Annotated in this window: 12 protein-coding genes and 4 tRNA genes; 7 read left to right on the top strand and 9 right to left on the bottom strand. The window is 64.6% G+C overall.

Features of this window, described 5'->3' with window-relative positions; genetic code table 11:
• Positions 1 to 8 precede the first annotated feature (8 nt).
• The 3 genes from W823_RS40420 to W823_RS40410 all read right to left on the bottom strand — a co-directional run bounded on the left by W823_RS40420 (position 9) and on the right by W823_RS40410 (position 4,057).
• Entirely contained in the window at positions 9 to 1,064 is a 1,056-nt protein-coding gene (locus W823_RS40420) for a PHP domain-containing protein (RefSeq protein WP_023957221.1), read from the bottom strand.
• Positions 1,061 to 3,316 carry an MMPL family transporter gene (locus W823_RS40415; protein WP_023957219.1) on the bottom strand — a complete coding sequence of 752 codons (2,256 nt, stop codon included), beginning with the start codon at positions 3,314 to 3,316 and terminating at the stop codon, positions 1,061 to 1,063. The genes W823_RS40420 and W823_RS40415 overlap by 4 nt, the downstream gene beginning before the upstream one ends.
• Positions 3,317 to 3,442: 126 nt before the next feature.
• Positions 3,443 to 4,057, bottom strand: coding sequence for a TetR/AcrR family transcriptional regulator (locus W823_RS40410; protein WP_023957217.1), 615 nt, complete (start codon positions 4,055 to 4,057; stop codon positions 3,443 to 3,445).
• 110 nt (positions 4,058 to 4,167) lie between these two features.
• On the opposite strand from W823_RS40410, the gene W823_RS40405 reads away from it, so the two are divergent.
• Positions 4,168 to 5,166 (top strand): oxygenase MpaB family protein, encoded by a 999-nt coding sequence (locus W823_RS40405; protein ID WP_023957215.1) that lies wholly within the window; start codon positions 4,168 to 4,170, stop codon positions 5,164 to 5,166.
• A 92-nt stretch (positions 5,167 to 5,258) separates the two neighbouring features.
• On the opposite strand, the gene W823_RS59255 is transcribed toward W823_RS40405, so the two are convergent.
• Entirely contained in the window at positions 5,259 to 5,387 is a 129-nt protein-coding gene (locus W823_RS59255) for a hypothetical protein (protein ID WP_023957214.1), read from the bottom strand.
• 96 nt (positions 5,388 to 5,483) lie between these two features.
• Positions 5,484 to 5,559: transfer RNA gene (locus tag W823_RS40400), tRNA-Lys, on the bottom strand.
• A gap of 253 nt (positions 5,560 to 5,812) precedes the next feature.
• Here W823_RS40400 and W823_RS40395 point away from each other — a divergent pair.
• From W823_RS40395 to W823_RS40385, 3 genes are all read left to right on the top strand, one after another.
• Positions 5,813 to 5,885: transfer RNA gene (locus W823_RS40395), tRNA-Glu, on the top strand.
• Between the two features lie 31 nt (positions 5,886 to 5,916).
• Positions 5,917 to 5,990: transfer RNA gene (locus tag W823_RS40390), tRNA-Asp, on the top strand.
• A gap of 68 nt (positions 5,991 to 6,058) precedes the next feature.
• Positions 6,059 to 6,132, top strand: a tRNA-Phe gene (locus W823_RS40385).
• A 97-nt stretch (positions 6,133 to 6,229) separates the two neighbouring features.
• Here the strand turns inward: W823_RS40385 and W823_RS40380 are convergent.
• Positions 6,230 to 7,528: an EAL domain-containing protein gene (locus W823_RS40380; protein WP_031332001.1), complete on the bottom strand. Its 1,299-nt coding sequence runs from the start codon at positions 7,526 to 7,528 to the stop codon at positions 6,230 to 6,232.
• Positions 7,529 to 7,673: 145 nt separating this feature from the next.
• On the bottom strand, positions 7,674 to 7,886 hold the full coding sequence (locus tag W823_RS40375) for an ANTAR domain-containing protein (RefSeq protein WP_023957210.1): 213 nt from the start codon (positions 7,884 to 7,886) through the stop codon (positions 7,674 to 7,676).
• A 176-nt stretch (positions 7,887 to 8,062) separates the two neighbouring features.
• Between W823_RS40375 and W823_RS58085 the strand changes: the two genes are divergently transcribed.
• Both W823_RS58085 and W823_RS40370 read left to right on the top strand, forming a co-directional pair.
• Complete coding sequence (locus W823_RS58085) at positions 8,063 to 8,230, top strand: hypothetical protein (protein WP_023957208.1); 168 nt, start codon at positions 8,063 to 8,065, stop codon at positions 8,228 to 8,230.
• Positions 8,231 to 8,323: 93 nt separating this feature from the next.
• Complete coding sequence (locus tag W823_RS40370) at positions 8,324 to 9,217, top strand: ATP-grasp fold amidoligase family protein (protein ID WP_031331999.1); 894 nt, start codon at positions 8,324 to 8,326, stop codon at positions 9,215 to 9,217.
• A 27-nt stretch (positions 9,218 to 9,244) separates the two neighbouring features.
• Here the strand turns inward: W823_RS40370 and W823_RS40365 are convergent, their stop codons facing one another.
• Together W823_RS40365 and dacB are read right to left on the bottom strand one after the other, a co-directional pair.
• Positions 9,245 to 10,519 carry an EAL domain-containing protein gene (locus W823_RS40365; RefSeq protein ID WP_023957204.1) on the bottom strand — a complete coding sequence of 425 codons (1,275 nt, stop codon included), beginning with the start codon at positions 10,517 to 10,519 and terminating at the stop codon, positions 9,245 to 9,247.
• Between the two features lie 117 nt (positions 10,520 to 10,636).
• Positions 10,637 to 12,223: a D-alanyl-D-alanine carboxypeptidase/D-alanyl-D-alanine-endopeptidase gene (gene dacB, locus W823_RS40360; protein ID WP_023957202.1), complete on the bottom strand. Its 1,587-nt coding sequence runs from the start codon at positions 12,221 to 12,223 to the stop codon at positions 10,637 to 10,639.
• A 235-nt stretch (positions 12,224 to 12,458) separates the two neighbouring features.
• Here dacB and W823_RS40355 point away from each other — a divergent pair, with 235 nt between their 5' ends.
• Positions 12,459 to 14,102, top strand: a complete 1,644-nt coding sequence (locus W823_RS40355) for a serine hydrolase (protein ID WP_031331995.1) — start codon at positions 12,459 to 12,461, stop codon at positions 14,100 to 14,102.
• Positions 14,103 to 14,156 lie beyond the last annotated feature (54 nt).

Genomic DNA, 14,156 nt, shown 5'->3' with positions numbered 1-14,156 from the left:
ACTCGGGCTCATCCGCGCGAGCCGGCCGCCCACTCCAGCACCTCGTCGGTCGGCCAGGTCGTGACGATGCGTTCGGGCGGGATGCCGTGTTGCTCTGCCCGTTCGCACCCGAGGGCCTTGAAGTCGAGTTGGCCTGGTGCGTGCGCGTCGGAGTCGATCGCGAACAGACAACCGGCCTTCATCGCCAATTCGATGAGTTCGTCTGGGGGATCGACTCTTTCAGGGCGCGAGTTGATCTCCACCGCGGTGTTGGATTCGGCGCATGCCTCGAACACCGCCCGAGCGTCGAACACCGACCTGGCGCGTTTGCCCCGCCCCCCGGTGACCAGCTGCCCGGTGCAGTGGCCGAGCACGTTCACGTAGGGGTTGCGCACTGCGGCGATCATGCGGCGGGTCATCGGTGCGGCATCCATCTTCAACTTGGAATGCACCGATGCCGTGACGATGTCGAGTTCACCCAGCATCTCTTCGGTTTGATCGAGCGATCCGTCGTCGAGGATGTCCACCTCGATGCCTCGGAACAGACGAAATCGTTCTCCGAGTGTGTTGTTGATGCCGTCGACCACGTGCAGCTGCTTGCGTAGGCGCTCCACCGACAGGCCGTTGGCGACGGTGAGCCGCGGCGAATGATCGGTCAGCGCCATCCAGTCCTGACCCAGGTCGATCGCGGTGAGCACCATCTCGTCGATCGGGGATCCGCCATCGCTCCAGTCCGAATGGCTGTGCAGGTCGCCCTTGGTCATCGCGTAGAGGTCGGCGCCGCCGGTGGCCAGTGGTGCGGATTGCTCGTCCTGCAACGCTTTCAAATAGTCCGGCACCTCACCGGAGACGGCCTGAGCGATGACGGCGGCGGTGGTCTTCCCGATGCCGGGCAGGTCGGTGAGTGTGCGTCGCCTGGCCTTGTCGGCCAGCTCGTCGTCGCTGAGGCCTGCCACCACCTTGAGGGCTTTGCGAAACGCTTCTACGCGGTAGGTGCGTTCGCGGGCCCGTTCGAGGAGCAGCGCGATTCGGCGCAGGGCCTCCGCCGGCGACACCGGTGCGGTCAACGGATCTATGGATCTCACTTCACCAGTTTGCCTTCCGCGTCCACGGGGGCGCTCGGTGCGGTCTCGCGCGAGCCGTCATCGCCTGACCGGACATCGGGGATGTCGTCATCGTGCGAACCATCGACGCGGGGCAGCCAGCTCAACCAGGACGGGAACCACCAATTGGCCTTGCCGAGGATCTCCATGGTCGAGGGCACCAGCAGCAATCGGACGATGCTGGCGTCGATGAACACCGCGACAGCGAGTCCGACGCCGAGGATCTTCAGACTCCGATCGGGCATCAAGGCCAGCGACAGGAACACGCAGACCATGATGAGAGCGGCGCAGGTGATCACGCGGGCCGTGCTGGCCAGCCCTTCGGCCACCGACGTGGTGGCGTCCCCGGTCCGCTCGAAGCGCTCTTTGATGCGCGAGACGAGGAACACCTCGTAGTCCATCGAGAGCCCGATTGCCGTGACGAACAACATGATCGGTACCCACGCATCGATGGGGCCCGCCCGGCCGACCCCGAACAGTGAACCCGCCCAACCCCATTGGAAGATCGCCACGATGACGCCGTAGGCGGCGCCGAGCGACAGCACGTTCACGATCACAGCCTTGACCGGGACCACGATCGACCGGAAGGCCAACACCAGCAGGATGAATGCGGCGGCCAGGACGGCAGCAATGGTCCAGGGCAGCAACTTCAAGGTGATGTCCGCGTAGTCGATTGCGCCGGCCGTGATGCCGGTGACACTGACCGAGATGTCGGAGTCGGGTCCCAGGCTGTCCGGGATCACCTCGCTGCGTAGGCGTTCGATGAGCTCAGTGGTGGCCTCGTCTTGCGGTCCGGTGGCCGGGTTCACCGACATCACGGCGATCTGGTTGCCGTCGACCTGGCCGACGGGGATGGGGGGCGTGACCCCACCTTGCGCGACATCGGGATCCGCCTGGATCCGCTGCTGCAACGTTCCAAGGGCTGCCTGCGGGTCGGTTCCGTCGGGGTATTCGGCAACCAGTACAAGCGGGCCGTTGGCACCGACACCAAAGCCTTCGGTGACGTAGTCGTAGGCGACGCGGGTGGTCGCGTCGGTCGACCGGTTCCCCGCGTCGGAGAAACCGAGGCGCAGGGAGAACGCCGGGATCGACAGGATCACCAGGATGAGCACCGCTGTGGCCACACCGACCCACGGTCGCTGCTGGATGCGTCGGCTCCACTTGCTTGCCCACACGCCTTCCAGCGCCTTGTCGGGGTCTTTGCCACGACGTTTACGCAACCAGTGCAGGGACAGGCTGTTCACCCGGGTACCGATGACCGACAGCAGTGCGGGCAGTAACGACACCGATGCGATCAATGTGCCGAGGATGCCTGCGATGGCCGCGAACGTCAGTGACGGTCCGAGGTCGCCGCCGGAGATCAGGATGCCGCACATGGCGATGATCACCGTGCAGCCTGCGAACAACACCGATCGTCCGGCTCGGAGCATCGCCGTCCGGACCGCCGCGTCGGTGTCGAGACCGTCGTGAAGCCCCGAGCGGAAGCGGGTGACGATGAGCAATGCGTAGTCGATGCCGACGCCGATGCCCAGGATCATCGTCACCGAGATCGCGAAGTTGGGGACATTCATGACGTTCTGGAAGAGGAACAGCACGGACGCGCCCACCCCCACGCCGAACAGTGCCGACAGGATCGGCAGGCCGGCGGCGATCACCGAGCCGAATGCGATCAGCAGGATGATGAGAGCCAGCAGTACGCCGATGCCTTCGGATGTCCCACTCGGCGGGACCTCGTCAAAGCGCGGATCACTGAATTCCACTGCCAAGCCGGGGATGTCGGCGCTGTCGGCCATCTCCTTGATGGTGTCGACGCGGTCTTGCACCACCGAGTCGGTGCCGGTCCCGAGGTCGAGCGAGGTGATCGAGATGCGTCCGTCCGGCGAGATCTGTGCACCCTGCCCATAGGGGTCGCCGACGGTCACGTCCGAGGAACTCGAGCGGATCTCGCCGACAAGGCCTTCCACGGCCTGGGTCACCTCCGCGTTGCGGACGCCGCCCGGTATGTCGCTGGACGCGGCGATGACGATCTGACCGGCGGTCGCCTGGTCACCTTGGCCGGCGCGTTCGAGGAGTTCACCGGCCTTACCCGACTCCGTCCGGGTGTCGTTGATGAAGGCTGTGGTGGTGGGGCCGGCCCACATGGCCGCTGCGGCGATCGCGGCGATCAGCACCGCAATCCAGGTGCCGATCACAAGCCATCGGCGACGGATGATGAATGACGTGTAACGGTCCATGGCGGTCGGCCTCCGGGGCGAGATGGCGAGCGGGACGGATCCCATCCTTGCCCAGGGGCCGGGACGGATCCATCAGGAATGACCCTGAGATCTCCCCGAATTCATCGGTGTGACCGACAGGGGGATCTACTTGTCTGCCGGCGCCGAGCGCATCACCAGACGAAACGCGTGTTTCACCACCGTGTCGAGGTCGTCTCCGAGATGTCCCGCGAGCCAGTCCTGGGCGAGCTCGGCCATCGCGCCGGTGTACATCGCCGCGCCGACCCTGGTGGCCACCGGATTTGAATCAGGGAACACCTGACCACTTTCGGTCAGCACCAGTTCACGCAGAACATCCTGTGCCACAGCACGTCTCGCCGCCAGGACGGGATTCGCTCGGGCGTCGGTGAACAGCACCCGGCCGCGGCGTGGGTCTTCGGAGCTGAACCCGAGGACCGCCCGGATGCCGGCACGCGTGCGGTCCGGGACCGAGTCGCCGGCGTCGGTCATCGCCTGTTCGACCGTCGTCGCCAGTGCGGCGGCGACCCGGTCGTACACAGCGCCGAGCAATTCATCGGTGTCGGCGAAGCTCTCGTAGAAGTAGCGGGTGTTCAACTCGCATTCGCGGCAGACCGAACGGACCGAGAGTGCGGCCTCGCCGCCCGACCCGAACAGTGCGAACCCGGCGTCGACGAGCAGAGTGCGGCGTTCGGCGCGACGATCGGTCAGCGGAACGCCGGCCCATCGGGTGGGGGTCGACATGGGCAAAGCGTACTTCCAGGCCCAGTCGAATCAAAGAGAAGTCTGGTCACGACCGTAACCAGACCCTATTGTGGAGACACGCGTCGCCAAACCGAGAGTGAAACGACCCCATGCTCGCACTACTGCCGCACCAAGTAGCCGGCCAATGGCTCAACCAGCGCTTCGACAGGGACATCCGCAGCAAATACTTCCGGGGCATGGAGTTCGCCGGTCCAAAAGGTGATCCGGGCTGGTTCGGCCCGGACAGTGCCACCTGGCACGTGCACTCGCACACGCCGGTTCTGATCTTCGGCCTGCAGTGCGCCTCGTACCTCGAACGGCTCGATCCCAGCATCTTCTGGATGGGCATGCACCATTCACGGCTGGTGCAGAAGGATGCTCGCGGTGAACCCACCGGACAGCTGGATCCGGCGGGGCTCGCGGTGCGACTCGGGCATTCGGTTGCATTCTTCATCGGCACCGCCTACGGGTCCACGGCGACCGCAGAGCGTCTGGCCAAGACGGTGCGGTCGATGCACCACACCATCAAAGGGGTTCGGCCGGACGGTCTCTCGTACGACGCCGACGACCCGGAGTGGTTGCGGTGGAACTATGCGACGGTGGTGTGGGGGATTGCCACCGCACACGAGATCTACCATCCGAAGCCGCTGCGCGGGGCAGACCTCGACGAGTACTACCGCGAGTTCGTCCGGGTGGGGCACGCCCTGGGCGGTACGGATCTGCCGACCACCAAGGCCGAGACGCTCGACTGCCTGAAGTCGTACCTGCCCCGATTGGCGATGACACATGGGAACGCGGTGGCCACCGGCGTCAACCTCGTCGACCCTGTCCCCGCGGCGGTCGATTGGGCCATCCGCGACACGATGCCGACCTGGGCGGCCCAGTTGGTGATGTACCGCCCGCCCAATTCCCTCGAGCGCGCTGCGCGCCGAACCGCGGTCTGGAGTTCGCTCAATGGTCTACATCTGGCGATGGGAACCGCACCCGAGTTCGAGGAAGCCAAGGCGAGGGTTGCAGGCGGCACCACGTCGGCACACACGCTCCCGACGTATCAGTTGGGGACTGATGAGGTCCGCGATCGCGAGGCCATCGAAGCGAGCTTCGTCTGACGACGCGTCGTGTCACCGGTCCGGGTGACGCATGCGTTGTCGGTGAGCCATGCCCGGGTGGCGCGTGGACACCCGGGGCACGCGTCTCGGTGTCAGCTGCCGTTGGCGTAGAGCGCCAAGATGGGGCCGATGAATGCCAGCAGTGCAGTGAGAGCGAGTTCAGAAGACGACATGAAGTTCCTTTCGGCGATGTTCGAACTGATCTGATCGCCGATGCGCACTTCTGCTCGGCGACCGCGATGACAGTCGCATCCAGGGCGCCGTTTTGTCTGCGAAACAAACTGTCTTTCGTACAGCAAACGTCGGGTTCAAAAGGGTGGTGCCCCCTCTCGGGCTCGAACCGAGGACCTGCGGATTAAAAGTCCGTAGCTCTACCAACTGAGCTAAAGGGGCGTGCCCATTTCAGGGCGCAACGAAGTTTACAAGACGGCGGCGCAGGGTCGTGTAGTCGGGGCACGCGGTCGGTCGGTGTGCTGCCGCCCGCGTTCGATCACGGCGCACGTGTTTGAACACGGGCGTGGTGATCAGAACGGTGCGTCGTCGACACCGAGTGACAAACTGCCCAAAGAATGCGGGCTGACCTGCTGATTTGGGATTTTCTGCGCCCGTGTCCTAAGCTGATTCAGCTCCCTTACGGAGAACACCGGCCCCCTTCGTCTAGCGGCCTAGGACGCCGCCCTTTCAAGGCGGTAGCGCGGGTTCGAATCCCGTAGGGGGTACGCGAGCCAGATGACACTGGCAAGCATGCAAGGCCCTGTGGCGCAGTTGGTTAGCGCGCCGCCCTGTCACGGCGGAGGTCGCGGGTTCGAGTCCCGTCAGGGTCGCTTTACATCTCCGGTTCGCCGGAGATCGCAACACCAAGTTCGATTGGCATTCGGTTCGGGTGCCGTCCGGCCAGGTAGCTCAGTTGGTACGAGCGTCCGCCTGAAAAGCGGAAGGTCGTCGGTTCGATCCCGACTCTGGCCACCGTTTATCGCAGTTCACGAAATCCGATCCTCTCCGAGGGTCGGATTTTTTGCTTCTGTCGGGCCTCGGGTGAGGGTAGCTGTCCGCCTCGCACGGTCTACGTCAGGCGGGGCGCACTCGAGACCATCGGGAATGCGTCGGCGGGTTGCGCGGCGGACCAGTGGTAGCCCTGCCCGTAGCGGGCCCCGACGAGGCGTGCCTGGTGCGCCTGTTCAGCTGTCTCGATGCCTTCGATGACCAGGAATTGGCCGAGCTCGGCAGTGAGTGCGGTCAAAGCCCGGGCAATCGCACGTCCGGTCGGCGTGTGTAGCGACGATCCGACGGTGCGGTCGGCCTTGAGGCCGTTGACGCCGATCGCAAGCAGGTGTTCGGCAGGTAGCCACGGGCCGCCGATGTCGTCGAACACGACGATGTAGCCGCGCTCCCGGAGATCGTCGATGACGTGGGCATCGATGAGCGCCGTGGTGGGTACGGCAACGGATTCGGTGATCTCGAGGGTGACCGAAGCAGGGGCCACGCCGGCCGCTGTGGTCACCTTGTCGATCCGGTCGGCGCAGTCGGGACGATAGAAGTGGTGGGCGGAGAAGTTGACCGCGACCCCGATGTGGTCGGCATCGATGCGTTCGCTGCGCCACCGCTGCAGGTCGGCAACCGCCCGGGCCAGCATGGTCAGGTCGAATTCGATGATGAGATCGGTGTTCTCGACCAGCGGGATGAAGGAGTCGGCAGCCAGCACCCCGCGCTCGGGGTGTACCCATCGCGCGAGTGCTTCTACGGCCGTCAGCTCACCGGTCTGCAGGTCGACAATCGGCATGTACCACGGCACGATCTGGCCGTTGTCGATCGCAGCAGACACCTCGCCGATGCCGAGTTCGGCGTCGCCGTGGCTGCGGGGCGACCTCGCGCCGATGGCTGTGCGACTGTTCTGCGAGCGTGCCGCGTCGAGGAGTTCACCTGCCAGGACCGCGCAGTGTTGCAGTGCCATCAGATCGAAGTCCTGTGCCGTGTGCGGCTCGGTGTCGAGGACACACAGCGTGGCCACCGGCAGGTCTTCGCGACCGAGCAGGGGGATGCCTGCGTACGCACGAAATCCCGCTCGGCGCAACGGATCGGCCACATCTTCATCTGCGTCCGAACTGGCGGCGTCGAGAATGGTCACCGGCGCAGCCCGTGTTATCACCCCGGCGCACGCGGACATGCCCAGAGGTACAACAATTCCGGTGTCGAATCCGTGAGCAGCCACGGTGTACTGATGCGTTCCGTCAACCACGTTGATCAACGCGATCGGACAACCGGTCACCTGCGCGGCGAGAGCGAGCACTGAGGTCAGCCCGCGAGAAGGCGTTATCCGCGTGTAGTGCGACGCCGACTGCGCGCGCCGGTCGTCTTCGGCCATGACCACACTCCTCGGGTTGGAAGCCAACTCAACCACCCCCGCCGGATTCCTGCGCAGGCGACCTGCCCGGAGTCAGATGCCGGACAACTTGTCTCGCATCTGTAGGGCGATCGCCGCGGTGGTTTCGACAGTCGAAACTCTCTTGTCAGTTGTATTCGGGCCGCAGCGGTCTCGGGTGGGTGTCGATCAACAGCGACGCGGCATCGAACATGGACACCTTGGACACGGTTGCGACCTGCGTCAATCGCCGCGTGGCATCGATGCGTCTGAGCTTGCACCGTTGCATCAGCATCCCGACGGCGATTGCGATGACGTGTCGCTCGCTGAGTACGCCATTGAGCTCACTGCTGGTGCCCATGTGGGGTTCCCTTGTTCGCTGCGACACCGGAGGGGATGTCTGCGGTAGAACCCCATTGTGCGCTTCTGGCTGCGCAGAAGGCGAACCACGATGGTTTGACCGTCGCGTGCTGACCGTAAAGATCACTATGACCATTGTCTGGCAGGGCGAATTCTCGGTACGACATACTTTCCCGGGTGTGGTGGTGGATCGGCGTCGGAGCCGTCGTCTGGGTGGTCGTGTCGATCGGTGTCGCAATCGTTGTTGCGCGCGTGATCAGCCATGCCGACCTCGAAGACGAAGCCGAAACCCTGCGGCGCAACGAACACCATCGCGGGCTTCGCGATGTCTTCCGCCGCCGCTGACCCGGCAGGACGACGTGTGTAGCTTCTATCCCGATGAAGATGTACGTGCACCCACTGGAGCGGCTGCGCTCCGTGGCCGGCTGAGGACCGGGTATGCGGCACGCGCGGTGGCGCGAACGCAGCAGGCTGGTGCGATGGTGGCGGCTCGCGCAGACACGGAACCCCGAAACGTTCACCGAGAAGGTTCGTTACAAGATGCTGCGGGACCACCGCGGCGTCGTGGTGACGTTCGCTGACAAGGCCGCGGTACGAGAGCTCGTCGGGACCACCGTGGGCACGGGATATCTACCGGCGGTGTACGCAACCGTGGACGATCCGGAGCGGCTTCTCGCCGTCGCCTTGCCGCGACAGTATGTCGTCAAGCCGTCCCACGGGAGCGGGGCTGTCGTGGTGGTCTCCGACGCTGCCGATCCGGACATGCGTCTGCCCGATGTGGAGGCGTGCTGGTCCTACATTCATGTCCGCCCCGAGCACGCGGACCGTGGCCGATTGACGGCGATCGCACGCTACTGGCTACAGCAGTTGTACGGGCAGGGCCCGAACCGGGAGTGGGCATATGGCCATGTCCCTCGGAGGGTCCTCGTCGAAGAACTCCTGATGAATGACCTCGGCAACGTACCCGACGACTACAAGTTCTTCGTCTTTCACGGTAGATGCGAGTTCATTCAGGTCGACACCGGCCGGTTCGGCAGGAGAACCCAGAACTTCTACCGAAGGCCCTGGACCCTCTTGCCGCTCAGTGGTGGTCCTCCGCCGGCCGAGCAGCCCCAAGCGGCACCGGCATGCTTGGACGAGATGATCATCGTGGCCGAGAAATTGGCCGCCTCCACCGATTTCGTCCGGGTCGACCTGTACGTCGTCGACGGGCGAGTGGTGTTCGGCGAACTGACGAACTACCCCGCCGGCGGGGAGAGTCCTTTCCATCCGGAGTCGTTCGACCGGGAGTTCGGTCGGACGTGGCAGGTGCCGAAGGAATACGTCGATTGACGGAAGATCGCGGCCGCCCGAGTGATATCAAGAATCATGTTGTGACGCAGGAACATCCCGGTGGTGTATCCGTCGCATGAGCGCTCGGGCGGCGGTGGTCACAATTGACCGGTCATGGGTGAGCGTGTACGCGTACCGGCGGTCTGGGTCGTCAGGGGGGTCGCCGAGGTCGCGGGCGATGAGCGCTCCGAAGTAGTGCGGGCCCGTGACCGTGATCGTCCACTCGTTGACCAGATTGTCGTCCGCGCTGAGGGGGACTCCGACCACACCGGTTGCCGGGTAAGTCGGCATGTCGACGCCGAAAGTTGCCACAAAAGCATGGGGGTGTGTGGCTGCCAGGGCGGAAAATCGTTCTGCGACAACGGGTCCGAAACTCGCGGCGTCTTGGAAAGTGGCCAGGACCGTGACCGGGGCCCGCAGGGTCGAGGCCATGTCCTCGAGGTGGCGGGACAGCGTGATGAGCAGGCTCTTGCGGCCGATGCGCGGACTGATCGTCTCCAGTGCCTCCGACGGGGGGCTCGGCGGCGCGTTGCGCACGTTGGTGAGCGGGAGCATCCTGTTCGACACAGTTGAAAAGACGTCGGGCAGGGGTGCGGGGTGCCCGAACAGCCAGCCTTGGCCATGCGTCGCGCCGAGCGCCAGAGCTTGTTCGAGGTCGGCCTCGGTTTCGATTCCCTCCGCAATCAGCTCCGTGGCGGGGGTCGCTTCGATGTACGCGGCGATCGCTGCCAGGGTCGCAGTGTGGACCGGGGTCGGGCGACGAGTCCGCGTCAGTGGGCCATCGATCTTGATGATCTCCGGTGCAACGAAATCCAGCATGGTGAGGCAGTCCGGATTGGAGCCGACGTCGTCGAGGGCCACGCCCCATCCCAGCGCCCGGGCTTCGTCGGCGATTCCGAGAACACGACCGGGGTCGACAAGCAGCGCGCGCTCGGTGATCTCGATGACCACGCGGTCGGGCCCCGCGTCACCTTCCGGAGCGAACCCGTCGGCAGTCAGCGACAGGCTCGAAGACGTATCGGCTTCGACGTTGATGAAAAGGGTGTACGAACCGGGTAGCCCCGCCTCGCACGCTCCGCGCCACGCGGCCTGCTGCGCGGCACGATCCAGGGTGGCGAGTGTGCCGTCGTCTCGTGCTGAACCGAACACCTCGCCCGGGCTCAGATCTGGTCGGCTCGGCCACCGTGCGAGTGCCTCGTACCCCGTTGTCTCTCGGGTGCGCAGGTCGACGATCGGCTGGTAGAGGCAGACGATGGGAACCGCGGCAATGCCTGACGGTGGATCTTCACTTTGGTCCATCATGGGGCACGTTTCTCCGCTGTCAGCAGGCCTGCCGAACTGTTGTGAGAAGCCTAGTTGACGATTTCGCGGGCAGTGGGACGTGCGGGTGTCAGGACGGGTGAGGTGGGGTCCTGCGCATCACTTGCTCTGAGCCTGCTGGAACGCCGCCGCGACCATCCCCACGTCGTCACCCACCTGGAAGATCCCGCGTGGGAGATCAGGGAACACCGCGTTGCTGACCCCGACCACGAAGAGCAGCCGGCGGCCGTCACCGACCTCGAGGTAGCCGGACAATCCCTGGATCGTCATCACCAGTCGGCCGGTTCCAGGTTCGGCGTCGGCAGACGTTCCCGTCTTCCCGACCACCTTCCCCTTCGCAGGGCTGTCGGCACCCACCCCACTGAGGGAGCCGCGCTCGCCAAGGATTGGTTGTCCGGCCCAGAAGGTGCCGGCCCACGGTTGTTTGTCCACCCACTTGAACCACTTCGTGATCGCGGTGGGCGTGGCCGACGACGGGTCGCTGCCCTGGCCGTCGACGATGACGAACTCGGACGGCGCGATGCCGGCCTCGGTGGCGAGCTCCCGGATCGCGGGCAGACCGTCCGAACACTCCTGGGACCCGGCCTCGACCGCCAACAGGCAGAGGAAGTCGTTTGCGCCCGTGTTGTAACTGGTGGCCAGGATCATCGAGCCCATCTCCTGGAGCGGTACGGATTCGAGTTTCGCGAGGCGCAGATCGTCTCGATAGCTGTTCTCGGCCGGAAGTGCGGCCTGCTCGTTCACCTTGGCAGTCGATGAGACCGTCACGCCCTTGCGCTGCAGGGCTTCGATGAACAGCTGACGGGCCCAGGTCGGAGCGTCGGTGATGCGGAAGACCGTCAATGTCGACTTGCCTGCGGGTACCGAACCGGTCGCCCGGATGAGGGTGGGATCGAGCTCGTCCGCGCTGACCGTCATGGTGGAGTCGCTGTCGGCTGCGCCCGTGGTGACTTGCGAGTCGAGTCTGAAAAGCCCGTTGCCAGGCAGCATCTGGATGGTCGCGGGCTGTCCGGGCTGCCCCGGTGTGGCTTGGATGTCGACCAGGTTGTCGTTGACGTATATCGACGGAACCACCCCTTCGACCGTTGTGTACCGCTCCCACAACCGTGGGTCGACGAGTACGTCTCCGTCGATGCGGGTGACCCCGGATGCGACAACCTGGGCGGCGAGGTCATCGAGTCCGGCGAGCGGATCGCCGGGTGCCAGTACGGCACCCGGGATGGCATCGGCGTACACGTGGTCGATGCCGTCGGTGGCGAAGTCGAACCTGCCGGCGGGTGCATTGCGCCCGCCGAGCGCGAGGTCGCCCGATCCAACCAGTACGAGGTTTCCACTGAGCGTTCCGCCCACAGGTGCCGCCGTTGCATAGACAGGGGTCGTCAGTCGTCTGTCGACGCCGAGATCCTGGTAGACCGTCCCGACGGTGAAATGCTTTGTCTGCGAGGCCATGAACATGAACTCGTCGGCAAGATTGCTGTAGACGACCTCGTCGGTCTCCGGGTCCACCACCAGATACGACCACCGTGCGGCGTCGTACGGTTCGGTCTCCATGATTGTCGCTGCAGCTGCAGGAAGCGTCTGGCCTTGCCCTCCGGGCGACTTCTCATCGGATCCCGACGAGTCGCCGGAGCATGCGGCGGCAAAGAGTAGACCGCCGACGGCGAATGCGGCCAGCGTTGTCCTCACTCGATACGTCCTTGTTTGCGGTTCGACTGCTGACATGGTGGCGCACCACTCCCTTGTCCGGCTCGACAATCACTTCCATGGAAAGTAATTACTGCAAATTACACCGTGCAAGTTGCACTTGATGGAAGTATGGTCGACACACTGGCTCGAAGCGTCCACGGCGGGGTGGATCGGCGCGCGCCTCATCGGTTTCGACGGGTCGCCACGGGCGGACCGCCTTGTCATGGAGCGAAGAATGACCACTCGGCCGGCTCTTCCCACCCAACGTTCGCGGTCGAGACCTTCTGGTTTCACCTGTGCGCTGGTGCTGACAGTTTCGGCCACACTCGTTCTCTCCGGGTGTGATTCGTCGTCCGAGGCGTCGTCTGGGTCACCCGCGAAGGCGCCGACCAATGTCTCGGCCGCACAGATCGATCGGGCAGCGGTGGATGCGGCGACCGATCGGATCGACGGGTTCGTCGACGACATGATGTCCCGTACGGGGGCCCCGGGTATCGCGGTGGCGGTCGTCTACAGGGACGAGGTGGTCTATGCCAAGGGCTTCGGCGTGCGCAAGGTGGGCGAACCGGAACCGGTGGACACCAGCACGATGTTTCAGCTCGCCTCGGTCTCGAAGCCGCTGGCATCGAGCGTGATCGCCAAGCTCGCGGGCGATGGCAAGATCTCCTGGGATGAGCCCGTGAAACGGTACGAACCGAACTTTGTGGTCGCGGACCCGTACGTCACGGAGAACGCCACCTTCACCGACCTGCTCTCGCATCGAACGGGTCTACCCGACCACGGCGGCGACCTCCTCGAAGACCTCGGCTACAACTACGAGGAGATCGTGTCGCGTCTGAATCAGCTTCCCCTCGACCGTTTCCGAGACAATTACGCCTATTCGAATTACGGCTTCACCGTCGCCGGCGTTGCTGCGGCCAAGTCCCAGGGCACGACGTGGGCGGAGCTCTCGGAGCAGACGATCTACGAACCCCTGGGCATGACCGACACGACGTCGAGCACGGACGAATGGCAAAACGTCCCGAATCACGCGTACAACCACGTGCTCGTCGATCCCGCCACCAACACGTGGGAGGCGAAGTACGTCAGCAATCCCGAGGCCCAGTCGCCGGCGGGCGGTGCCAGCTCGTCGGTCGACGACATGGCCGCTTGGATCCGGATGGAACTCGCCGACGGCATGTTCGACGGCCGCCAGATCGTGGATCCCGACGCGCTGCAGTACACCCATCAGGCCCACGCGTTCTCCCGCCCGGCAACCGAGCCCGGCGCACGAGAGAGCTTCTACGGCACCGGCTTCTCGATCAACACCGACGATCGAGGCAGGGTGCAGGTGGCTCACGCGGGCGCTTTTGCGTTGGGCGCCAGCACCGATGTCGAGCTCTTGCCGAGTGAAGACCTCGGGATAGTGGTGCTCGCCAACACAGCACCCATCGGCGTTTCTGAGACGATCGCCGCCCAGTTCATGGACTATGCGAAGAATGGCAAGCTGACCGTCGACTGGGCGCCGTATGTGTCGGGTCAGTTCAAGCAGCTTGTCGAACATGGTCGCTCCGAGACCGATTACACCAGCCCGCCGGCCGGTGCCACGCCGCCACAAGCGGCCTCGGTCTACGGGGGCAAGTTCGTCAGCCCGTTTTATGGCGCCGCCGAAGTGGTGAACGAGGGCGGTGATCTCGTGTTGAGGCTGGGTCGAGATCAACAGCTGAGCTATCCGCTCATTCACTACGACGGTGATACCTACTGGTTCGAGACGTCGGGGGAGAACGCAGTCGGACCCACGAGTATCCAGTTCGCCACGGACAACGGCACGGCTACGTCGTTCACCATCGAGTATCTCGATGCCCAGGGCCTCGGTACCTTCACGAAGGTTCCGGCATGAACCACGAACACGCCACCGAAGATCTCTGCAGCCCTAGCGAAGTCGACCGCCACA

The sequence above is a fragment of the Williamsia sp. D3 genome, from assembly GCF_000506245.1.
GTDB classification, from domain to species: domain Bacteria; phylum Actinomycetota; class Actinomycetes; order Mycobacteriales; family Mycobacteriaceae; genus Williamsia; species Williamsia muralis.
Note: the sequence above shows the minus strand (reverse complement) of the source record. Positions and strands in the feature narration are given on the sequence as shown.

Coding starts and splice junctions, on each gene's coding strand:
- W823_RS40415 (WP_023957219.1), bottom strand. CDS start 3,316: ATGGACCGTTACACGTCATTCATCATCCGTCGCCGATGGCTTGTGATC.
- W823_RS40410 (WP_023957217.1), bottom strand. CDS start 4,057: ATGTCGACCCCCACCCGATGGGCCGGCGTTCCGCTGACCGATCGTCGC.
- W823_RS40405 (WP_023957215.1), top strand. CDS start 4,168: ATGCTCGCACTACTGCCGCACCAAGTAGCCGGCCAATGGCTCAACCAG.
- W823_RS40380 (WP_031332001.1), bottom strand. CDS start 7,528: ATGGCCGAAGACGACCGGCGCGCGCAGTCGGCGTCGCACTACACGCGG.
- W823_RS40375 (WP_023957210.1), bottom strand. CDS start 7,886: ATGGGCACCAGCAGTGAGCTCAATGGCGTACTCAGCGAGCGACACGTC.
- W823_RS40370 (WP_031331999.1), top strand. CDS start 8,324: ATGCGGCACGCGCGGTGGCGCGAACGCAGCAGGCTGGTGCGATGGTGG.
- W823_RS40365 (WP_023957204.1), bottom strand. CDS start 10,519: ATGATGGACCAAAGTGAAGATCCACCGTCAGGCATTGCCGCGGTTCCC.
- W823_RS40355 (WP_031331995.1), top strand. CDS start 12,459: ATGACCACTCGGCCGGCTCTTCCCACCCAACGTTCGCGGTCGAGACCT.